The following is a 24657-nucleotide window of genomic DNA, read 5'->3' on the forward strand; positions in this document are numbered from 1 at the left end:
ACTGCGGCGTGCAAAAGTTAATCGAATCGGTGGGAACGCTTTCTCTGGCAGAAAGAAAAGCGCTCGCCGTTTTGCTTGGGAAAAAGGGCATCAACCTGTATGGCTTGACCCCCGTTTTCAAGCGCGATGCGTCAGAGCCGCTGTTGCTGTCCTACGCACAGGAGCGCCTGTGGTTTCTCTGGCAACTGGACCCGAAGAGTACCGCCTACAACATGTCATCGGTCCTGCGTCTGCGCGGGTCGCTGGATGTGCCTGCGCTTGAGTCAGCGTTCAATAGTTTGATTGCTCGCCATGAGCCGTTACGTACCACGTTTGCCGAGGAGCAGGGGCGTACCGTGCAACGGGTTGCCGCCAGCGCCGCCCTGACCATCGAACTGCAGGATGTGAGCACGCAGGGCTTGAGTGACCCCGCCCTGCACGCTGTCATCGAGGCCTGCACCCAGCAGGCCTTCAACCTTGAGCATGGGCCGCTGTTGCGGGTGAAGTTGCTGCGGCTGGCGGCGGATGAGCACGTGCTGGTGCTGGTTCAGCACCATATCGTTTCCGATGGCTGGTCGATGCAGATCATGGTCGAGGAACTGATTGAGCTCTATGCCGGTTTTCAGCACGGGCGACCTGCGGTATTGCCAGAGCTGGCGATCCAGTACGCCGACTATGGCCTGTGGCAGCGTAACTGGATGCAGGCTGGGGAGCGTGAGCGCCAGCAGGCCTATTGGCAGAAACAACTGGGGGGCGAGCAGCCGACCTTACAACTGCCTGCCGATTTCCCGCGCCCCGCGATGATGAGTTATCGCGGTGCGCGTCTGGACTGTGTGCTGGCGCCGGAGCTGGCGGCAGGCCTCAAACACCTGGCGCAACGCGAAGGCGTGACGCTGTACATGCTGCTGCTGGCGTCGTGGCAGATCTTGATGTACCGCTACACCGGCCAAACGGATGTGCGTGTCGGCGTGGCGGTGGCTAATCGCAGTCGTGCGCAGACCGAGCGGCTGATTGGTTTTTTCGTTAACACTCAGGTCTTGAAAGCGCTGGTTGACGGCCGTGCACCTTTCAGCCAAATGCTGGCGCAGGTCAAGCAGACGGCGTTGCAAGCCCAAGAGTTCCAGGACCTGCCGTTCGAACAATTGGTGGAGCTGTTGCAGCCTGAGCGCAGCCTGAGCCACAGCCCGCTGTTTCAAGTGATGTACAACCATCAGGGGCTTGAACGCTCCAACCCGGTGGTGGCGCAGCTCCCGCAGTTGTCGGTCGAGAACATGGGAGTGGCTCACCTCACGGCGCAGTTCGACTTGACCCTGGAAACCTATGAGACCCGGGAAGGCCTATCGGCCTCGCTGGTATTCGCCACGGATCTGTTCGAGGTCGCGACCATCGAGCGGCTGCAGGCTCATTGGTTGAACCTGCTCCAGGGCATTGTCGCTTGCCCGGGCCAATCGGTGGATGAACTGCCGCTGTTTGACGCATTGGAGTTGCAGCGTCTGCTGCATCACAGCAACCCGTCGGCCAAACCGGTACCTGTACAGGCCGTGCACCAGCAGATTGCCGAGCAGGCCCGCCGCACTCCCGCTGCACAGGCATTGACGGTGGATGGCCAGGCCTTGACCTTCGAGGCGTTGCAAGCCAGGGCCAACAGCCTGGCCCATACCCTGATCGAGCAGGGCGTGGCCCCCGGCGTTCTGGTCGGTATCGCGGCGCAACGCAGCCTGGACATGGTGGTTGGCCTGCTGGCCGTGCTCAAGGCGGGCGGTGCCTATGTGCCGCTGGATCCGGCTTATCCCCAGGCACGTCTGGACTACATGATTGGAGACAGCGGCATCGGCCTGTTGCTGACCCAGGCCTCCCTGGCACCGCGGTTTGCCGGGCTGCCTGGGTTGCGCCTGTTGTTGCTCGACCAGCAGCCGTCCCGGCTGGGCCTGGATGCCCAGGCGGACCCGCAGGTGAGCGTTGCGCCCGATGACCTGGCCTATGTCATCTACACCTCGGGGTCCACGGGCAAGCCCAAGGGCGTGATGGTGCGCCACGGCGGGCTGAACAACTTTGTCCAGAGCATGGCGCAGCGTCCGGGCCTTTCGGCCACTGACCGGGTGTTGTCGCTGACCACGTTCTGCTTCGATATCTTTGGCCTGGAAATTTACCTGCCGCTGGTGACGGGTGCGACCATCGTGCTCGCCGGCCAGGACGTTGCCCAGGACCCGGGGGAAATCCTCGCACTGGTCGCCCGGCAGGGTGTTACCGCGGTACAAGCCACACCGTCCACTTGGCGGATGTTGCTGGACCATCCAGAAATAGGCTGCCTCAAGGGATGCAAGGTGCTGTGCGGTGGCGAAGCCCTGCCGCAGGCGTTGGCCTCACGGATGATCGAGGCCCTCGGCCCGGTATGGAACCTTTACGGACCGACGGAAACCACCATCTGGTCCGCCTGCCATGAGGTCACGGCCCAGCAGCCCGTGCCCTATCTGGGGCGGGCGATCGACAACACTTCGCTGTTTATCGTGGGGGCGGATTTTTCGCCCGTGCCCGTCGGCGCCAGCGGCGAACTGCTGATCGGTGGCGACGGCCTGGCGCGCGGCTACCACCACCGACCGTCCCTCACTGCCGAACGGTTTGTGCCCGATCCTCATGGCCCGGCGGGCGGTCGCTTGTATCGTACCGGTGACCTGGTCCGTTCCCGGGCCGATGGCGTCATCGAGTACCTCGCGCGGCTGGATCATCAAATCAAGATCCGCGGGTTTCGTATTGAGTTGGGTGAGATCGAAGCCCGCTTGCTGGCCAGCGAGCATGTGCGTGAGGCGGCCGTGGTGGCCTTGCCGGGCACCGCGGGCGATCAGTTGGTTGCCTATGTCGTGCCCCGTGAACCCGTGCTGGTGCAGGGCGATGCGCTGGCCCAGGCGGCCGTACGTGACACCCTGAAGGCCTGGCTCAAATGTGAGCTGGCCGACTATATGGTGCCTGCGCATTTGTTGTTCATCAGCGCGATGCCCCTGACCCCCAACGGCAAGCTCGACCGCAAGGCATTGCCGCCGCTGGATATCAACCAGATGCAGGTGGCGTACGAGGCGCCACAGAGTCCCTTGCAGCAGCAAGTGGCAACGATCTGGCAGGAGGTGCTGAAGGTGCCTCGGGTGGGGCTCAATGATGACTTCTTTGAGTTGGGCGGCCATTCGTTGCTGGCCACTCAGGTGATGTCCCGGGTACGCAATGAGCTTGGGCGAACCCTTGCGTTGCGCCGCTTGTTTGAGCACAGCACCCTCGCGGCTTTTTCCAGGGCGCTGGCCGAGGGGCAGGCTGATCATGTCCTGCCGATGCGGGCGGTGGCGCGGAACCAGCCGTTGGCGCTGTCCTACGCCCAGGAGCGGCAGTGGTTCCTCTGGCAATTGCAGCCGGACAGTCCGGCCTATCATTTACCCCGCGTTTTGCGCTTGCGCGGGCCGCTGAATGTCGACGCCTTGCAAGACAGTTTCAATGCCCTGGTGGCTCGCCATGAACCCCTGCGCACGACCTTCGTGCACAGTGATACGGGCCCTGTCCAGGTTATCGCCGTCGACACCGGCGTTTGCATAAGCCGGCATGACTGGACCGGACAGGAGGCCAGCGACGCCCAGGTCATGGCATTTGCCCAGGTGCAGGTCCAGCGTCCTTTTGATCTGGAGCGTGGCCCGCTGTTGCGTGTCGAGTTGCTGCGTCTTGGCGCAGACGACCATGTACTGGTGCTGACCCAGCACCATATTGCCTCGGATGCCTGGTCGATGCAGGTCATGGTCGAGGAATGGATGGCCGGCTATGAAGCCGGTTGCGCGGGGCGGTCTTTGCAGCGGCCGGCATTGGCGATCCAGTACGCCGATTACGCTGCCTGGCAGCGCCAATGGATGGACGGCGGCGAGCGTGAGCGTCAATTGGGCTACTGGACCCGGCAGTTGGGCGGGCCGCAGACGGTGTTGCAATTGCCCACCGATCGCCCGCGGCCGGCGCAGCAAAGCCAGCGTGGTGCTCGCTGTGACCTGTTGTTGGATGCGTCCCTGAGTGATGCCCTCAAGCGTCTGGCCCAAGAGCAGGGCGTGACGCTGTTCATGGTGCTGCTGGCTGCGTTTCAAGTGCTGCTGTACCGCTACAGTGGTCAGTCGGATATCCGTGTTGGCGTGCCTGTGGCCAACCGGCATCGTCTTGAGGTCGAGCGCCTGATCGGGTTCTTCGTTAACACCCAGGTGCTGAAGGCCGACGTCGAGGGGCGGCGGTCTTTTGTCGACCTGCTGCAACAGGTCAAGCAGCACGCCTTGCAGGCCCAGGAATACCAGGACCTGCCGTTCGAACAACTGGTAGAGGCGCTGCAGCCCGAACGCAGCTTGAGCCACAGTCCGGTTTTCCAGGTGATGTTCAATCATCAGGTGCAGTCAGCCAGTGCCTTTTCACAGTTGCCTGGCGGGCTGGCGGTCGAAGCGTTGGTTGGGGATGACACCCTGGCAAAGTTCGACCTGACCCTGGAAACCACAGAAACCGCCGAAGGCATCGGCGTGTCGTGGATCTATGCCCGCGACTTGTTCGACAGCCGGACCGCCAGCCAGCAACTGCAAGATTGGCATCGATTGTTGCTGGCGTTTGTCACGGATGCCCGCCAGCCCGTCGGCGAGGTGCCGTTGGGGGACGAAGCCAGCCGTCGGGCGGCGGCCGCGCTGTGTACCGGCCCGGTGCGCGAAGCCCGCGCTGGTGACAGTGTCCAGCAGCGGTTCCAGGCCCAGGTCGCACGTGTGCCGCAGACGATTGCGTTGGTGTGTGGCGCCGAGCAGTTGACCTACCAGCAGCTCGACCAGCGGGCGGAGCGCCTGGCGCAGCGCCTGCAAACCCTGGGCATTGGCCCGGGCAGCCTGGTGGCAATCGGCTTTGAGCGAGGCAGTGCGTTTGTGACGACGGTGTTGGCCATTTTGCGGGTAGGGGCGGCGTTCCTGCCGTTGGACCCGCGAGCCCAGCGCAGCCGTATCGGCGGCTTGCTGCAAGACAGCGGCGCTGCCTTGCTGATGGCTCCCGGCGAGTGGCTGCAAGAACTGGACGGTCAGGTAGCGGTGATTCCCACCCTGGACCTGCACGACGCCCTGGTGAGCGGTCCGGCGCGCCCGCCGCTGAACTACCCGGTGTACCCGGCACAGTTGCCCGCGTATGTCGTCTATACCTCGGGCTCAACCGGCAAACCCAAGGGCGTCGTCGTCACCGGGGAGGCCTTGGTCGACTATGTGGATTCGATTCTCGACCTGCTGCCCATGGCGGATATCCGCAGCATGGCGCTGGTGTCTACGGTCGCTGCCGATCTTGGCTACACCGTGCTGTTCGGTGCGCTGTGCGCCGGCCGGACCCTGCATGTCCTCGATCCGGAGTTGGCGATGGACGCCAATGGTTTTGCCGAGTACATGCACCGCCATGAAGTGGACGCTATCAAAGTGGTGCCGTCCCATCTTGAATCCCTGCTCAAGGCCGTCAATCCCGCAAACGCCTTGCCCCGACGCTGCCTGGTGCTGGGAGGCGAGGCCTGTTCGAACACCTTGCTTGACCAGGTTCGAGCGCTGGCGCCGGCGTGTCAGGTGTTCAACCACTATGGCCCTACCGAGACGTGCGTAGGTGTCCTGGCGGGGCTCGTCGGCCGGGTTGAGCCTGGGTGCATCGTGCCCCTGGGCCAGCCGATGGCCAATGTGCGGGCGCATGTTGTTGACCAGAATTTGCAGGCGGTGGCGCCGGGCGTGCTGGGTGAGCTTTATCTCGGCGGGCCTTGCCTGGCCCAGGGCTATCTGGGCCAGGCGGGCATGACCGCCGAACGGTTTGTGCCCGACCCTTTTGGTATGCCTGGCGAGCGACTGTACCGCACCGGCGACCGAGTGGGCCTGCGCGACGGCCATATTGAAAGCCATGGGCGCATCGATGACCAAGTGAAGATTCGCGGTTTCCGCGTCGAGCCCGGTGAGGTCGGCGCGTGCCTGCGCGGGCTTGGCTTGTTGAGCGACGCCACGGTCATGGCTCGGGAGGGCGTCCACGGCAAGCAGTTGGTGGGGTATGTGGTACCGCGCGATCCGGCGGACCTGGCGCCGTCCCGGCAGTTGGCGATGCGTGAGGCCGTGGTGAGCTACCTGCGTGAACACCTGCCCGAGCACATGGTAGTGGCGCAGGTGGTGGTGCTGGAAAAACTGCCGCTGACGGCCAACGGCAAGCTGGATCGCCAAGCCTTGCCCGCGGCGGATATGCAGGCAGTGCGCATGGCCTACCAGGCGCCCGAAACCGACCTGCAAAAACAGGTCGCGCTGATTTGGCAGCAGGTCTTGCACGTGCCGCAAGTGGGGCTTGGCGACAGCTTCTTTGAGCTTGGCGGCCATTCGTTGCTGGTGATGGGGGTGCTGTCGCGCCTGCAACTGGAATTGGGGATCAAGGCGCCTGCACAGTTGGTCTTTGAGTTTCCAACACTGAATGAGTTTGTCGACCACCTGGAGGCCCCCGCAGCGCGGTTGGATGCCTCCCGGTTGAGTCGTTTGGAAAGTTTGTTGGATGAGGTGGATGAAGCATGATGGACGATAACGCGGCTGCACTGAAGATTGCTGGACGCTTCATCCTTTTGCCGCTGGAAAAGCGCAAGGTGTACCTGCAAAAAATGCTCGAAGAGGGGATATCACCGGCGAACCTGCCCATTCCCCAGACCCGTTCCAGCCTTGAACACGTGCCGTTGTCCTTTGCCCAGGAGCGCCAATGGTTCCTGTGGCAACTGGAGCCTGAAAGCAGTGCCTACCATATTCCGCGTGCCCTGCGTTTGCGGGGGACGGTTGATCTCGACGCCCTGCAGCACAGTTTCAATCAACTGATCGCGCGCCATGAACCGCTGCGCACCACCTTCAAGGATGACGAAAACGGGGTCTATCAGGTCATTGCCCCGCAGGGCGAATTGCACATCGAGCAGGATGCCTTGCCGGCGGCGACCGATCCTGCCGAGCGCCTGCAGCAGATTCGCCAGGCGGTGGGCAGCGAAACCCGGCGTCCGTTTGACCTGCTGAACGGTCCGCTTATAAGGGTCAAGCTGATCCATCTGGCGGATGATGATCATGTGTTGGTAGTGACACAGCACCATATCGTCTCCGACGGCTGGTCCATGGGCCTGATGGTCGACGAGCTGATTTCGCGTTACGCCGCCAGCCAGCAGGGCCGTACGCTGGACATGCCGCCCTTGCCGATTCAATACGCCGATTACGCGATCTGGCAGCGGCGCTGGATGGAAGCCGGCGAGCGCGATCGACAGCTGGCCTACTGGACCCGCCAATTGGGTGACCACCCGCCGGTGCTGGAATTGCCCACCGACCATCCGCGTCCGGCGGTGCAAAGCCTGCGTGGCGCGCGTCTGGATATCCCCTTGAATGGCGAGTTGAGCGAAGGCCTCAAACACCTTGCCCAGCAACACAACGCCAGCTTGTTCATGGTGCTGCTCGCCTCGTTCCAGGCGTTGCTGTACCGCTACAGCGGCCAGCACGACATTCGTGTCGGGGTACCGGTGGCCAACCGTAACCGGGTGGAGACTGAGGGGTTGATCGGATTCTTCGTCAATACCCAGGTGCTCAAGGCGAATGTGGACGGCAGCACGCCGTTCCTGGACCTGTTGCAACAGGTCAAGGATGCCGCGCTGCAGGCCCAGGATTATCAGGACCTGCCGTTTGAGCAACTGGTGGAGGCGCTGCAACCGGAACGCAGCCTGAGCCACAGCCCGTTGTTCCAGGTCATGTACAACCACCAGACCGTCAAACAGGACGCTCGCGCCCAGCACCTGGATCTGCAGGTCGAGGCCCTGGAGTGGGATGTTCGCACCGCCCACCTGGATTTGACCCTCGATACCCTTGAAGGGCCGCAGGGCCTGGCGGCTACGCTGATTTACGCCACCGACCTGTTTGACGCTGCCACCGCCGAGCGCATGGCGCGGCACTGGGTGAACCTGCTCCACGGGGTGGTCGCTGATGCCAGCTGCGCGGTGGCCCGCTTGCCGATGCTTGGCCGTGAAGAACAACAGGCGTTGTTGCTGGATTGGCAGCAGGCGCCGTCAGTTGCGTTACCGCTGGTGCATGAACGCATTGCGCAGCAGGCCCGGGAGACACCCACGGCCATTGCCTTGATTATCGATGAACAACGGGTGACATTTGCGCAGCTCGATGCGCGTGCCAACCGCCTGGCCCATGGGCTGGTGGCGCAGGGCGTAGGCCCGGAAGTGCGGGTAGCCATCGCCTTGCCGCGCGGTGAAAACCTGATCGTTGCGTTGCTGGCAGTCCTCAAGGCGGGCGGGGCGTACGTGCCGCTGGATACCCAGTATCCCCGTGAGCGCCTGGAATACCTGATGCGTGATGCGCAGATCGGCTTGCTGCTCAGTGATTCGGTGTTGCGCGAACAATTGCCGGTGCCCGCCGGTGTAGCGGTGCTGGCCCTTGATCAGTTTGGCGTCGCCGACCAGCCTGCCACGGCGCCGCATGTCGAGCTGTCGCCGCACACTCTGGCCTACGTCATCTACACCTCGGGGTCCACCGGGCAGCCCAAGGGTGTCGCGGTCGCCCATGGCCCGTTGGCGATGCATTGCGTCGCCATTGGCGAGCGTTACGCCATGACCGCAGACGACTGCGAATTGCACTTTATGTCGTTTGCCTTCGACGGCGCCCATGAGCGCTGGCTGACGGCGCTGACCCACGGTTCGCGCCTGTTGCTGCGCGATGACAGCCTGTGGACGCCGGAGCAGACCTACCAGCAGATGCATCGCCACGGCGTGACCGTCGCGGCGTTTCCGCCGGTTTATTTGCAGCAGTTGGCAGAGCATGCCCTGGCCGTGGGCAACCCGCCCGCGGTACGGATCTACTGCTTCGGTGGTGATGCCGTGCCTCATGCCAGTTTCGAATTGGTCAAGCACACGCTTAAGCCCGAGCACATTATCAATGGCTACGGCCCGACCGAAACCGTGGTCACCCCGCTGATCTGGAAGGCAGGACCGCAGGATCGGTGCGACGCGGCTTACGCGCCGATCGGCAGCCGTATCGGCCAGCGCCGCGCCTGTGTCCTGGATGCCGACCTCAACCTGTTGCCGGCTGGCGCCAAGGGCGAGTTGTACCTGGGCGGCGAAGGCCTGGCACGCGGTTATCTGGACCGCCCAGGGGCGAGCGCCGAGCGTTTTGTGGCGGACCCGTTCGACCAGGCGGGCGGTCGTTTGTACCGTACCGGCGACTTGGTCTGTCAGCGCGCCGACGGTACGTTTGACTACCTGGGACGCATTGATAACCAGGTGAAGATTCGCGGTTTCCGGATTGAACTGGGAGAAGTCGAGTCGCGGTTGCAGGCGCTGCCTGAGGTTGCGGATGCGGTGGTCATCGCCCAGGAAGGCGGGTCTGGCAAACAACTGGTGGGCTACGTTATTGCACGTCAGGACCTGCGCCACGAAGGACTGGGAGAGCACCTGCGCAGCCAGCTCAAGACGGTCCTGCCAGACTACATGGTGCCGGCGCATATCCTGTTTCTTGCACAGTTCCCTTTGACGCCCAATGGCAAGCTGGACCGCAAGGGCTTGCCCAAGCCTGATGTCAGCGCCTTGCAACAGCAACGCTACGTAGAACCCCGGACCGAGCTTGAGCGGGCCATTGCCGGGATCTGGCAGGCGGTGCTCAAACTGGAGCGGGTCGGCCTGACCGACAATTTCTTTGAATTGGGCGGCGATTCGATCATCTCCATTCAGGTGGTCAGCCGTGCCCGCCAGGCCGGGATTCGCTTTACCCCCAAGGACCTGTTCCTGTACCAGACTGTCCAGGGGCTGGCCGGTGTGGCGCAAACGGGGGCGAGTGCCCAGGTCATTGACCAGGGGCCTGTCACCGGCGCGTCTCCATTGCTGCCGGTGCAGCAAGCGTTTTTTGAGACGGATATCCCCCAGCGACATCACTGGAACCAGTCTGTGCTGCTCAAGCCGGCCGAGCCGTTGGCGGTAGAGCCGCTGAAGCGTGCGCTGGCGGCATTGGTCAAGCATCACGATGCATTGCGCCTGGGCTTTGCCCAGGGGCAGGCGAATTACCGCGCAATCGAGGCCGATGCCGACAACCTGTTGTGGCAAGCCTCCCTTGCTGACGCTAACGAGCTTGAAGCGCTGGGCAATGAAGCGCAGGCCAGCCTTGACCTGGAACACGGCCCTCTGTTGCGTGCCGTATTGTCGACCCTGGCCGATGGCAGCCAACGCTTGCAGTTGATCATTCATCACCTGGTGGTGGATGGCGTGTCCTGGCGGATTATTTTCGATGACCTGCAGCAAGCCTATCAGCAGGCGCTGCAAGGCCAGCCGTGCACCCTGCCGGCCAAGACCAGCGCCTATCGCCTGTGGGCCGAGCGTTTACAGCGCTATGCCCGAGCGCCTGAGCGCCAGCTGGAGGTGCAAGGCTGGCAGGATCGCTTGCGCAATTCGCCGCTCGACTTGCCATGCCGCGAACATGCCAGTGACGCCGGTCAAGGCTTGTCTGGAACGGTCCAGACCCGCCTGGACAAAGGCTTGACCGAGCGCCTGTTGCAGGGCGCGCCGGCTGCGTATCGCACACAGGTCAATGACTTGCTGTTGACGGCCCTGGCCCGGGTTATCTGCCAGTGGACGGGGCAACCCTCGACATTGATCCAGCTGGAGGGCCACGGCCGGGAAACGCTGTTCGAAGACATTGACCTGACCCGTACCGTGGGCTGGTTTACCAGCGTGTTCCCGGTCAACCTGGTGCCTCAGGAGGATCTTGGCGCTTCGATCAAGTCAATCAAGGAGCAACTGCGCGCGGTGCCGGATAAGGGCATAGGCTTTGGTGTGCTGCGTTATCTGGGCGATGAGGCCACGCAACAGGCCTTGCGCGAGTTGCCGTTACCACGGATTACCTTCAACTACCTGGGGCAATTCGACGCCAGTTTTGATGATACGCAAGGCGCGTTGTTTACCCCGGCCACGGAAAATGCCGGTGCAGACCATAGCGCGCAAGCGCCCTTGGGCAACTGGCTGACGCTCAATGGCCAAGTGTTTGGTGGCGAGCTGAGTTTGAACTGGGCGTTCAGTGCCGAGCGTTTCGAACCGGCGCTGATCCAGCACCTGGCGGATGAATATGCCGGGCAACTGCGTCAGTTGATCGAGCATTGCTGCGAGCCCGACCATCAGGGGGTTACCCCCAGCGATTTCAACTTGCTGTCGTTGAGTCAGGCTCAGTTGGACAGCCTGCCAATGGCACCGTCGCAGATCGAAGACATCTATCCGTTGTCGCCGATGCAGCAGGGGATGTTGTTCCACAGTCTTTACGAGCAGGAGCAGGGGCTCTACATCAACCAGCTGCGGCTGGATGTCGATGGCCTCGATCCCGAGCGTTTCCGCGAGGCCTGGCAAGCCATGGTCGATGGCCATGATATTTTGCGTACCGGGTTCATCTGGCACGGCGCGTTCGAGCGGCCGATACAGGTGGTTCACAAACAGGCCCGGTTGCCGTTTGAGGTGTACGACTGGCGCGAGCGCGCGCAACTGGCGCAAGACCTGGATGAACTGGCCCTGCAGCAGCGCCGCGAAGGGTTCGACCTGGCCGCGGCGCCGCTGTTGCGCCTGGTGCTGGTTCGCACTGAGGCCTCGCGGTATCAGGTGATTTATACCAACCACCACGTGCTGATGGATGGCTGGAGCAACTCGCAGCTGCTGGGTGAAGTACTCCAGCATTACTGTAACCAGAGCGTGGCGCGCCAACCGGGTCGTTTCCGTGATTACATTGCCTGGCTGCAACGCCAGGACAGTGTCGCCAGTGAGCGGTTCTGGAAAGAGCAACTGGCCCCCTTGAACGAGCCTACTCACCTGGCCCGGGCTATTGCCCATGACGCCGATGAGGTGGGGGCGGGTGAGCATGCCCGTGTGTTGGATGAGGCCCAGACCGAGCGCCTGGCCACGTTCGCCCGGCAGCAGAAGGTGACCCTCAACACATTGGTCCAGGCCGCTTGGCTATTGATCCTGCAGCGCTATACCGGCAAGGATTGCGTGACATTTGGCGCCACGGTGGCGGGGCGCCCAGCCGATCTGAAAGGGATCGAGCAGCAGATCGGCCTGTTCATCAACACCCTTCCGGTGATCGCTTCGCCCCGTGGCGAACAGCGTCTTGATGGGTTCCTGCAAGTGGTCCAAGGCGCCAACCTGGCGTTGCGCGAACATGAACACAGTGCGTTGTTCGACATCCAGCGCTGGTCCGGGCTGGAAGGCGAGGCGCTGTTTGACACCCTGTTGGTGTTTGAAAACTACCCGGTGTCGCAGGCATTGCGTCAAGGTCAGCCACAGGGCCTGGTGTTTGGGGATGTCAGCGTTCATGAACAGACCAATTACCCGTTGACCCTCGCGGTCAGCCTCGGTCAAGTGTTGTCGCTGCACATGAGCTTCAATCGCAGCCACTTCAGCCCGCAGGCCATTGAACGTTTGTGCAACCAGATGGCGCAGGTGCTGTTGCAGATGCCCGATTTCGCCGAGCGCCCGGTGGGCGAATTGCAGGTTTTGGGGCGCGAGGATTACCAGCAGCAGGTGGACACCTGGAATGCCACCGACACCACCTACCCGGGCGAATACGCCGTACAACGATTGTTCGAGGCCCAGGTCAGCCGTACGCCGCAAGCGATTGCCCTGGTGTTCGGCACCCATCAATTGACCTATGTCGAGCTGAACCGGCGGGCCAATCGCCTGAGCCAGCGTTTGATCGAACTCAACGTCGGGCCGGACGTGTTGGTGGGCATTGCCATGGAGCGCAGCCTGGAAATGGTCGTGGGCCTGCTGGCGGTACTCAAGGCAGGGGGCGCCTACGTGCCCCTCGATCCTGATTACCCGCGGGATCGCCTGGCCTACATGATTGACGACAGCGGCATCGGGTTGCTGCTGACCCAGGTCACCGTGGTTGATCGCCTGCCCCTGAGCCAGGGCGTGCAGACGCTGTTGCTCGATCAACTGCCGGACGATGGTGCCGAAGCGGGCAATGCCCTGGTGCCCGTGGCGCCGGACAACCTGGCGTACGTAATCTATACCTCCGGTTCTACCGGGCAGCCCAAGGGCGCCGGCAACCGTCATGTGGCCTTGAGCAACCGCTTGTACTGGATGCAACAGGCCTATGGGTTGCAGCCCCAGGACGGGGTCTTGCAGAAAACCCCGTTCAGTTTCGACGTGTCGGTCTGGGAGTTTTTCTGGCCATTGATCATCGGTGCGCGCCTGGTGATGGCCGCCCCCGGAGATCACCGGGACCCGCTGAAGCTGATCGAGCTGATTGTGCATCACCAGGTCAGCACCCTGCACTTTGTCCCGTCGATGCTCCAGGCGTTTTTGCAGGACCCGACGGTAGAGCGGTGCTCCAGCCTCAAGCGCATTGTTTGCAGCGGCGAGGCACTGCCCGTGGATGCCCAGCAGCAGGTATTTGCCCGCTTGCCGGGGGCCGGCCTGTACAACTTGTATGGCCCCACCGAAGCCGCGATCGACGTCACCCACTGGACCTGCGTGGCCGAGCAGGCCGCAAGCGTGCCGATTGGGCAGCCTATTGCCAACCTGCGCACCTACATCCTTGATGCCGAGCTTGCGCCCGTATCGGCGGGTGTGATCGGCGAGCTGTACCTGGCCGGCGTTGGCCTGGCCCGTGGTTATCATCGTCGTCCCGGTCTCACCGCAGAGCGGTTTGTTGCCAGCCCGTTTGTGCCGGGCGAGCGCCTTTACCGCACGGGTGACCTCTGCCGTCATCGTCCGGATGGGGTCATCGACTACCTGGGCCGCAGCGACCATCAGGTCAAGATCCGTGGCTTGCGCATTGAGCTGGGGGAGATCGAGTCGGCCTTGCTGGAGCAGGCAAGCGTGCGTGAAGCCGTGGTACTGGCCGTGGACGTCAACGGTGGCAAGCGGTTGGTGGCATACGTGGTGCCCAACGACGAAGCGGTTCAGGACAGCGCCGGGTTCCATCAGCAATTGGCCGAGCAACTGTTGAGTGGCTTGCCCGACTATATGGTGCCGAGCCAGACCGTACTGCTGGCGCAGATGCCGTTGAGCCCCAATGGCAAGCTCGACCGCAAGGCGCTGCCCAAGGTCGATGTCAGCGCGTTGCAGGCCACTTATCTGGCGCCGCGCACCGCCACCGAACACACATTGACGGGTATCTGGCAAGCGGTGCTGGGCCTTGAGCAAGTGGGGGTGACCGACAATTTCTTCGCGCTGGGGGGCGACTCCATCATTTCAATCCAGGTGGTCAGCCGTGCTCGCCAGGCCGGGTTGCAGATGAGTCCCAAGGACCTGTTCGAGCAGCAGACCATTGAAAAACTGGCCGCCTGCTGCACGGCCGCGCAGCCTGAACCGGCGCCGGCCATGCCTGAGGCGCAGGTGCTGCACGGCCTGAGCGAGGCTCAACGCCTGGCCTTGCCGTTGCCACACGACCAGGTGGAGCACCTGTACCGCCTTTCACCGATGCAACAAGGCATGCTGTTCCTTGGGTTGAATGCTCCGCAGGACGACATGTACGTCAACCAGTTGAGCATTGATGTCCATGGACTCGACAGCGCACGCTTCAAGGCGGCCTGGCAAACTGTGTGCGAGCGGCATTCGGTGCTGCGTACAGGTTTCCTCTGGCAAGACCTGGAAGAGCCGTTGCAGTTTGTCCTCAAGGACTTGCCGGTGCCGTTGAGCGAACTTGACTGGCGCGATGAGGATTGCAGCGCAGAGCGTCTGCAAGCGTTGGCCGATAGCGAGCGCGAGCGCGGTTTTGCCCTGGAGTCGGCGCCGCTGCAGCGTATCCTCCTGGTGCGCCTGGGGCATGACAGTTATCAGTTGATCTGGACCTATCACCACATCCTGATCGACGGCTGGAGCACCTCCGCACTGATGGGCGAGTTGTTGGCCCATTATTCGGGCCAGGCCCTCCAGGCGCCGGTGCCTTATCACCACTACATCGGCTGGTTGAACCAGCAGGACCCGGTGAGTGCCGAAGGTTTCTGGCGCGAGCAATTGTCCATGCTCGATGAGCCGACCTACCTGGCCGATGCGGTTGCCAGCGGCGAAGGGCGTGGGCACCAGGCGCTGTACACCCGCCTGGATGCCTCGGGCACCGAGCGGCTCAAGGCCTTTGCCCGGTCTCAGCAGATCACGCTCAATACCCTGGTGCAGGGCGCATGGGCCTTGTTGCTCAGCCGCTACAGCGGCCAGCGCAGCGTGACCTTCGGTGCAACCATGGCCGGGCGCCCCGCGAGCCTGCCACAGTCGGAACAGATTCTGGGGTTGTTCATCAACACCTTGCCGGTGATCCAGGTTATCGAACCTGGGCAATCGGTGGGCGAGTGGCTGCGCGCGCTGCAACGTTACAACCTGCAAATGCGCGAGTACGAATACACACCGCTGACGGATATCCAGCGCTGGTCCGGGCGCAATGGCCAATCGTTATTCGACAGCATCATCGTGTTTGAAAACCAGCCGGTAGACCGTACCTTGCGGGAGTGGAGCGGCGAGTCCTTGCGCTTTGGCGAGATGGACAGCGCCGGCCTGACCAACTTCCCGATGGACCTGATGGTGACCCTGGAAGAAGGGTTGGTGATCGAATACATGTTCCTGCGTGAACATTTCCCCGAGTCGGCCGTGCATACCTTGCGCCAGGACATGGAAGGCCTGTTGTTGCAATTGGCCAGCGACGCCGCCCGGCCGTTGGGCGAAATCGGCTTGCCAAGCGGCCGCAGGACGAGCGTGCTCGAACACCCGCCAGCGCCAGCACTGCCGCTGGTGCACCAGCACATTGCCCGGTGGGCGGTGGAAGCCGGGCAGCACCCCGCCGTATTGTTCGGTGAGCAGCAGATGAGTTTTGCAGCGCTTGAACAACGTGCCAATGCCCTGGCCCATTGCCTGATTGCCCAGGGCGTCGGTCCCGAAGTTCGGGTGGGTGTGGCCTTGCCCCGCGATGCCGAGCTGATAGTGGCCTTGCTGGCCGTACTCAAGGCCGGCGGGGCCTATGTGCCACTGGACACAACCTACCCCCGCGAACGCTTGAGCTATTTGATTGCGGATTCGGGTATCGCGTTGTTGCTGACCGCGTCATCGACGCTGCCACAGTTACCGATCCCTCAGACCCTGCAGGTGCTGGCGCTGGACACCCTGGACGTGAGCGACCAGCCGCAGACGGCACCGGCCTGCCATGTGCAGCCCGAGAACCTGGCGTATGTGATTTACACCTCCGGTTCCAGTGGCCAGCCCAAGGGTGTGGCCGTGAGTCATGGGCCGCTGGCAATGCACTGTCAGGCGATTGGCGAGCGCTACGGCATGAGCCCGCAGGATTGTGAACTGCACTTCATGTCGTTTGCCTTCGACGGTGCTCATGAGCGCTGGTTGACGACGCTTTCCCACGGTGGCCGCCTGCTGTTGCGCGATGACAGCCTGTGGACGCCGGAACAGACCTACCAGGCCATGCATCGCCATGGGGTGACCGTGGCGGCGTTCCCGCCGGCCTACCTGCAGCAACTGGCCGAACACGCCGAGCAGGACGGTAACCCGCCACCGGTGCGGATCTACTGCTTTGGTGGGGATGCGGTACCGCAGGCCAGTTATGACCTGGCCAGGCGCGCGCTGCGGCCGCAGTTCATCATCAATGGTTATGGGCCGACAGAAACGGTGGTCACGCCATTGCTCTGGAAGGCGTCGGTCGACACCGACTGCGGGGCGGCCTACGCGCCGATCGGCAGTGTCGTCGGTGCGCGCACCGCGTATGTCCTTGACCTGGACCTCAATCCGTTGCCGGTTGGCCTCGCCGGGGAGCTGTTCCTGGGGGGCGAAGGCCTGGCCAGGGGCTACCTCGACCGTGCAGGGCAGACAGCCGAACGCTTCGTGGCAGACCCGTTCAGTGCCAGCGGCGCACGCCTGTACCGCACCGGTGACCTGGTGCGCCAGCGGCTGGATGGCACGTTTGATTACCTTGGGCGCATAGACAACCAGGTCAAGATCCGTGGCTTTCGCATCGAATTGGGTGAGATCGAGGCGCGCTTGCGCCAGGCCGAAGGCGTGGCCGACGCCGTGGTGGTCGCCCGGGAGGGTGGCAGCGGCAAGCAGTTGGCAGGCTATGTGGTCCAGGACGACGCCTTAATTGCGCCGCACGTGTTGTGCGAGCGCTTGCGCGAACAGCTCAAACGCAGCTTGCCGGACTACATGGTGCCCACCCACTTGGTCGTACTGGAGCGCTTGCCGCTGACCCCCAATGGCAAGCTGGACCGCAAAGGCTTGCCGGCACCGGACGCGGTACAAGGCACCCACACCTATGTGGCCCCGCGCACGGAGCTCGAGAGCGCGTTGGCGCAGATTTGGCAGAAGGTGCTCAAGGTGCCGCAAGTGGGTATCCACGACAGCTTCTTCGAATTGGGCGGTGACTCGATCCTCAGCCTGCAAGTGGTGGCCAAGGCGCGTGGCTTGCAGTCCCACGGTCTGCGCTTGAAGTTGCGGGACCTGGTGCAGAAACCGACCATTGCCGAACTAACGGCCAGTGTCGGCGCGCAGGCTCGGCAACCGGCAGTGTCGGCGCTGTTGAGCCTCAATACCGAAGTGCGTGAGACCCCGCCGTTATTCTGCGTCCATGCAGGCTTCGGCACCGTATTCGACTACGAAACCTTGGCCAGGCAGCTCAATGGCCAGCGCCAGGTGATTGCCATCGGCAACCGTACCTTGCTGGACCCGGCCTGGCAGGATGAGTCCCTTGCCAGCATGGCTCGGGACTACGTGGCCGATGTCCGGCTGAAGCAACCTCAAGGGCCTTATCACCTGGCGGGTTGGTCACTGGGCGCGACGCTGTCGTTGCTGATGGCGGCAGAGTTGGAGCGTCAGGGGCAGCAGGTTGCGTTCGTGGGGCTGGTTGACAGCTTTGTGCCCATGGAGCGTGTCGAGGTGGATGACTGGCAGGAAGACGTGCAGCAGTTCCTGGCGGTGCTGCTGCCGGGCGTCAACCCGGGTCCGATCCCGTTGGAGGAAAGCCCCGCGGGGATACGCCAAGTGATGGACGCGGCAATGGCCGAGGCGGCGAGCCAGGGCCCGGACTCTTCGGCTTACGCCGCCTTGGGCGGCGAAGAGCTGGCCAATGTGTTCAGTGTGGCACGGCGGCTCAAGCGGCTGTCGATTCAGCTGGCTTGCTGCACGCCGGTGAGTGTCACGCCGATGAGTTGGTGGACGCCGGGCCGCGAAGCGGAGCGCCAGGTGCTGGCTTCCCAGATTGGTCAACCGCTGGAGGGCACCGTCTTGCGTTGCGGGCACTTTGAAATCCCCCGTGACGCAGCGTTTGTCCTGGCTCTGGAAAGTGCCCTGGCTGAGCTGGATACCTCGGCAGTGACCTGCTGATCCTTTTTGATTGTCAATCGGCCGGTCCCATAGGGGGACCGGCCTGGAGTGGTAATTCATGTCTGTAAATCCCGATATTTCGGCCTACCTGCAGCTGGTCAACAATGCGCGTGCCGAAGGCAAGACCGTGCCGATGCACGCATCGACTCCTGAAGACGCCCGGGTGGGTTTCGACCAGTCTTCCTTGTTGATGAGCATCGCCAGTGACGAGCTTGAGCATGTTCAAGAACTGCAAGTACCGGCACGTGACGCCAGCCTGTTGCCGGCGCGTCTTTACAGCCGTCGTTCACCGACCCTGGATGCGCCGCAGCCGGCCTTGCTCTATTTCCATGGGGGCGGTTACGTCGTGGGCAGTCTCGACTCCCATGACGCGTTGTGCCGCACACTGGCTGAGCTGGCCGATTGCGTGGTGCTGTCGGTGGCGTATCGGTTGGCACCGCAATGGCGATTTCCCACTGCCGTCGAGGATGCGCAGGACGCCTGGCATTGGTTGCGCCATCATGCTGCGTCCCTGGGCATCGACCCGGCGCGACTGGCGATCGGCGGAGACAGCGTCGGTGGCAGCCTGGCGACGGTGGTGGCCAACGGTTGCGACAGGGCGCACCAGCCAAGGGTGCAGGTGCTTATCTACCCGGTGACGGATGCCAGTGCCAGCACCGCCTCGACGGCGCGTTATGCCACCGGCCACCTGCTGGAAGCGCAAACCTTGCAGTGGTTCTACCAGCATTATGAGCGCACCCCTCAGGACCGCCTGGACCCGCGTTTTTCACCTCTGCTGGGAGCCCCTAACGCCCAGGCGGCACCGGTGTTGTTGGTACTCGCCGAGTGTGATCCGCTGCACGACGAGGGCGTGGCTTATGCCGCACGCTTGCGCGAGGCCGGGGTGGCCGTGGATATGCAGGTGTTTGAAGGCATGACCCATGATTTCTTGCGCATGGATGCGCTGGTGGACGAGGCACAAGACGCACAGGCGCTGATTGCTCAGGCGCTGAAGAGCTATCTGGGTTAGTCGGGGGAGGGTTTAAAGGCGGGAGAAAACAAGACAGGGTGCCGGGCACCCTGTCTTTTTTTGCTTAGAACTTGGCCCGTAGCGCCAGGTTGAAGTTGCGGGGTTCGCCGTAGAAGTTCCAGTAGTTGGTGTTGCCCGTGGTCTGGATGTACTTCTTGTCGAAGACGTTGTCCAGGTTGTACTGCACTTCCAGGTTCTTGTTGATCTCGTAGATCGCGTGCAGGTTGGTCAGGGTGTAGCCGCCTTGCTGGATTTTGTAGGTTTCGCCCACTTCGGTCTGGGTCATCTTGCTTTGGGCAAAGATGCTGCCGCCCACGCGTGTTTTGTTCAGCACGCCTGGCAGACGGTAGTCCGTGGCGATCTTGAACAGATGGCGCGGGGAGGAGGCCGAGAAGTCATCACCTTTCTGTTCGCCCGAGATGTATTTGGACTGGGTGTACGTGTAGCCACCCGATACGTTCCAGTCCGACGTCAGGGCTCCGTTGATCTCCAGGTCGATCCCGCGGTTACGGACTTTTTCCGAGGCGCGGTAGCAGCCATTCGGGCAAATGATCTCTGCTTCGCTTTCGCTGACGGCCTCTGCGCGTCCGGTCTGGTCGGACTGGAACAAGGCAATGGCCGTGGTCAGGCGCTTGTCGAGAAACTCGCCCTTCAAGCCCAACTCATAGTTGGAACCGGTCATTGGCTTGAGCGTCTTGCCGCTGGCGTCGAGGTTGCTCTGCGGTTTGAAAATCTCGGTGTAGCTGGCATAGGCCGAGAAGTTTTCATTCAGCTCCTGCACGAGCCCGGCGTACGGTGTGATCTCGCCCTTCTTGGTGTATTCCCCGCGGATGGGCCGCGTCACATTGGTCAGGCTTTCCGATTTGAACCAACTGGCCCGGCTGCCCAGGATCAATTTGGTCGAGTCGGTCAGGCTGAAGCGGCTCGCCGCATACACACCGGCCTGTTTCTGGGTCTGGTTGTACTTCCATTTGCTGACGTTCAACGCGGTTGGCTTCGGTGGGTCGAAGGCATTCGGGTTGTTGATGTCGAAGACGTAGTTGTAGGTGGTGTCGTTACCGCCGTGATAGTCGAAATCATCGACCCGCACGTTACTCCCGACGACGAAGTCATGCTGCTTGCCCAGGAACTGGAAAGGGCCTGACAGGTACGTATCCACCCCAGTCTGGGTATCGTCGTAGCGGAAGTGTCGTGGTTGCAGGCGGAAGCTGTCATCCGTCCCGCTCACACGCTGGGTAAAGTTGCCGAGGAAGTCGGATTTGGCCCAAGTCTGGTTGGCCGAGACTACCAGTTTCCAATCGTTGTCGAAGTAGTGCTGGATATCGGCAAAGACCGTGGTGTTGCGCTTGTCCAGGTGGTTCCATTTACCGGTCAGTGACGTGGAGCGCGACAGTGGATAGAAACCACCGTCTGCTCGCGTCGGCAAACCCGACCAGTCATAACCGGAGTTGCGGTCCTTCTGGTAGGTGAACCCCAGGGTCGCCATGGTGTTTTCCGCCAGGTCGGCTTCCAGGATGCTGTAGAACACCTGGTTTTCTTTTTTCGCCGTGTCCATGTAGCTGTTGGCGTTGTTGTAGGTCAGTACGGTACGCCCACGGAGTGTGCCTTCCTGGTTCAGTGGGGAAGACAGGTCGACCATGGTCTTGTAGTCATCCCACGAGCCTACGGACGTCTCGATCAGGGCCTGGGGCGTTGCCGTTGGGCGTTTGCGCACGAGGTTTATGGCCGCTGACGGGTTGCCTGCGCCCTCCATCAAACCGGTTGCGCCGCGTACGATCTCTACACGGTCATAAATATCGGTCGTCGGTTTGGAAATGGCATCCATGGAATAGGCGTTGCTGACGTTAGTCGGGATACCGTCGATTTGCAGGGTATCGACCAGTTGGCCCCGAGCCTGATACAGCGAGCGTTCAGCACCGTTTTTGACGATGGTGATGCCGGTAGCGTTCTGCATCACATCGTCCAGGTTCTTCATGGCCTGGTCGTCCATGCGCTGGCGAGTGACCACGGTGACGGACTGCGGAGTTTCGCGCAGCGACATGGGCAGCTTCGTGGCCGTGGTGGTCTTGCCGACGGTATACGAATGCGTTGACTCACTGCTTTCGCTCGCACCCGCGGCACTGATGGTGGTTGCTCCCAGCTCCAGGCCGGCCCCGTTTGACCTTTTCGAAACCAGGACCACCGCGTTGTCCTGTTGGTTGAAGCTAAGCCCCGAACCGCTCAACAACACCCCCAGTGCGTTGGTCGGTGAGAGGCGCTGGTTCAATGCGTTACTGGTCAACCCTTGCAGGTCCTGCGGGTTGTACAGCACCTGCAACTTGCTCTGTTGGCCAAATGCTTGCAGCGCGCTGGCCATCGGCTGTGCGGGGATCGCAAAGCTGATGTCTTGCGCCTGGGCCTGTGTGGCAAAAGGCAACGCTATCAGCAAGGACAGCCGAGGCAATGTCTTGAGGTTCAGTGTGCAGCGCATGACCAGCGTTGCCAGAGGTGTAAGTGAGTGACGTGGCGACATCCGAAATGCTCATTGTGATGAAGGTTGGGAGGTGTTCTCGTTGTTATTGATAATGAGACGCACCTGAGAACCAAAACCGGAAAAAATCAGGGCGCTTTTCAGGCGCCCACCAATTCCGCGGTGACTTTGCCGTTTTTCATCCGCACCAACTGGTCCGCCACGTCGAAGTAACGGTCATCGTGGGAGATCACGATGATGGTCTTGCCCAGTCGTTTCAGGTCCGGCAGCAGCTCGGTGTAGAAGATCCGCCGGAAGGTCGGGTCCTGGTCTGCGGCCCATTCGTCGAACACCAGCACTGGCCGTTCTTCCAGCCAGGCGTTGATCAGGGCCAGGCGCTTGCGTTGCCCGGTGGACAGGTCGGTGGTGGTAAAGGCGCCATCGCGCACGCTGACCTTGTGGGCAATTTCCAGGCGTTGCAGGTACTTGTTGGCGTCGGCAGGAATCTGCTGGTCGCCCTGGACCACGTCGTCGAACAGGTAGTAGTCGGCAAAAATGGTCGTGAACAACTGTCGGTAGTCATCGCGGTTCACTGCACTGACCGGCTGGCCATTGAGGCGGATCTCGCCTTGTTGCGGTGGGTAAAGGCCCAGGAGCAACTTGATCAGGGTGGTTTTGCCACAACCGTTTTCACCGACGATGAAGATGATGTCCCCTTGTTCGATACGCAGGTTGACGGGCCCGAGGTGGAACGGTTCGCTGCCTTCTACCGGGGCGAAGCCGTAGGCGACGTTGGACAATTCCAGGGTGTGTACCGGTGCCGGTTTTTCTACGCTGCCACTGAGCAGCAAGTGTGGCTCGGGGGAAGAGAACTGCTCCGACAATTGGGCAATACGGCGGAATGCGATGCGCGCGCGGCTGACGATCGGCAGGGTGCCGATCAGGTGTTCCAGCGGGCCTTTCATGTACAGCAGGATCAGCACGAAACCGCTCATCACGGCCTTGTCCTGGCTCGGCCAGAATGACTGCATGACCAGAGCCATGCCAATTACCACGAAGAACAGCATCGAACCAAACGACTTGGCGATGACAAAAGTATTGATTGCGCGGATTTGTGTCTTGCAGATGAAGTCGGCGGTGGCCTGGATGCCGTGGACGAACATCCGGTGGCGGCGGGGGCGGTGGATGCGTAACTCCTTGGCCCCTTCAGCGATGGCGTTGTAGTTTTTCTGCAGCTCGTCCTCGGAGGCGCGCGCGGCTTCAAACCCCCGGCCGCCACTGGCCTGGGCGATGAATTGGGCCACGGTGCCAATGACAATCGCCACCAGCATCAACAAGAACATCGGCCAGGACAACATGGCCAGGTAACCCAGGCAACCGAGGGTAACGGTCATGGAAATGGCCAGGGGGGCGAAGGCGAAGGCGAAGTCGCTGATGGTGTCGACGTCGTGGGTCAGCACCGGAATCAGCCGGTGGCTGCGGTACCGCTCGATCTGGTCGATGGGCGCGGCGAGCACCTTCTCCCCCAGCTCCTTGCGCAACCTGGCAATGATGTTTTGCCCCACATAGTTGGTACCGATGTCAGAGCAAATCGCGCTGATCAACGCCAGCAGGCATAAGCCGGCAAAGCCCATCATTGCCCCCTGGGTGAGGTTGGCGTCAGCGTGCAGCGCATTATTGATGGTGGCCAACAGGGCGGTGACACTCAGGCCACCGACCATGCCCAGGGCGATGGAAATCGCCACGATGGGCCAAAAGGGCTTGAGCAGGGCAAACAGTTCACTGAGGGCTCCGCGTGAGGTGCTGGTCATGGGCGTCGTTCCGCTTCAGGTAAAAGAGGGGTAGGGAGGCGTTGGGGCGGTGCCTGGCGGCGATGCCTGTCCTGTAGGAACGACCAGGGCACACGCTAATTTAAGGCGACCGCCAGACGGTGGTCGCCAGGGCTTGATGGCTTAGAGATCACGTTCGACGCGAAAGCCGATCCAGTCGCCGCGCTCGGCGGGGAACAGGTCGTTGCGGTTGCCGGAGCGAGAGAAAATGGGTGCTTCGCCGTAGTCGTTGCCGCGGATCTGTTGCAGTGTGCAATTGGCTTCCAGCCATGGACTGCCGTCGGTAGGGGCGCCGATGTAGTTGCGGTGTGCGCAATCGGCTACCCACTCGTAGACGTTGCCGTGCATGTCATATACCCCGAACGCGTTAGGCGGGAAGCTGCCGGCTGGCGAGGTGTAGTTGTAACCGTCTGCCGCGCCGTAGGTGTTGGCGTGCTTGGCGATGCTGTATTCCTTGCCCTCGTCAAACGGGAACGGGAACGGTCCGCTGCTACCCGCGCGGGCGGCGTACTCGCGAACCGATTCGCTGACCATGCGATACGCCTTGCCCGTCTTTTTTGACAGCCAGGCGATATAAGCATTGGCTTCAGCAAAGTCCATGCACACCGCCGGTTGCTTCGGGCTCTGCGGGTAGCGCGGCTTGCCCGCCTTGCATTCGCGTCCGGGGCGAGTGTCGCCGTCGGGCATTACATAGCCGGTATCGCGAATGTAGGCATCCCATTCACCCTGCAGAACCTGAAAGCGGCTGATGGCAAAGGGTTTGCTGAAGGTCACCTCATGCATCGGGCCTTCATCGGGCTGGCGGCCGGCTTCGTCCTCCGGTGTGCCCATGGTGAAGGTGCCGGTGGGTAACACCACCATTTCCGGGCAGTCCTTGCAGTCCTTGAACACTTTTCCCGGAGCCAGGCTGGCACTGGCGGCCTGTGCGATTCCCGGTAGCAGAGAGCTGCACAGTGCAGCCAGGATCACAGCGCGCAGCACCCTGGCAGAAGAATGGCCGTGGGGGCGTGGCAGGTTGTTGTTCATGGGTCACCTC

At 62.2% G+C, this 24657-nt stretch carries 6 protein-coding genes; 3 read left to right on the top strand and 3 right to left on the bottom strand.

Translation table 11 applies throughout. The features are described from left to right. Positions 1-8: 8 nt before the first annotated feature. From M2400_RS25455 to M2400_RS25465, 3 genes are read left to right on the top strand one after another with little or no spacing between them, the layout of a single operon-like run. Entirely contained in the window at positions 9-6533 is a 6525-nt protein-coding gene (locus M2400_RS25455; RefSeq protein ID WP_259227786.1) for a non-ribosomal peptide synthetase, read from the top strand. Further along, positions 6533-18334, top strand: a complete 11802-nt coding sequence (locus M2400_RS25460; protein ID WP_405046210.1) for an amino acid adenylation domain-containing protein — start codon at positions 6533-6535, stop codon at positions 18332-18334. The genes M2400_RS25455 and M2400_RS25460 overlap by 1 nt, the downstream gene beginning before the upstream one ends. A gap of 58 nt (positions 18335-18392) precedes the next feature. Continuing rightward, positions 18393-19343, top strand: coding sequence for an alpha/beta hydrolase (locus tag M2400_RS25465; RefSeq protein ID WP_177121192.1), 951 nt, complete (start codon positions 18393-18395; stop codon positions 19341-19343). A gap of 64 nt (positions 19344-19407) precedes the next feature. On the opposite strand, the gene M2400_RS25470 is transcribed toward M2400_RS25465, so the two are convergent. The 3 genes from M2400_RS25470 to M2400_RS25480 form a co-directional block, all read right to left on the bottom strand. Then, positions 19408-21855: a TonB-dependent siderophore receptor gene (locus M2400_RS25470; protein WP_256348010.1), complete on the bottom strand. Its 2448-nt coding sequence runs from the start codon at positions 21853-21855 to the stop codon at positions 19408-19410. A gap of 98 nt (positions 21856-21953) precedes the next feature. Further along, positions 21954-23603 carry a cyclic peptide export ABC transporter gene (locus M2400_RS25475; protein ID WP_177116131.1) on the bottom strand — a complete coding sequence of 550 codons (1650 nt, stop codon included), beginning with the start codon at positions 23601-23603 and terminating at the stop codon, positions 21954-21956. A 141-nt stretch (positions 23604-23744) separates the two neighbouring features. Continuing rightward, the gene (locus M2400_RS25480; RefSeq protein WP_177040825.1) at positions 23745-24647 is read right to left on the bottom strand and encodes a formylglycine-generating enzyme family protein; all 903 of its coding nucleotides are present in this window, start codon (positions 24645-24647) and stop codon (positions 23745-23747) included. Positions 24648-24657 lie beyond the last annotated feature (10 nt).

This window comes from Pseudomonas sp. BIGb0558 (assembly GCF_024807515.1).
GTDB lineage: Bacteria > Pseudomonadota > Gammaproteobacteria > Pseudomonadales > Pseudomonadaceae > Aquipseudomonas > Aquipseudomonas yamanorum_A.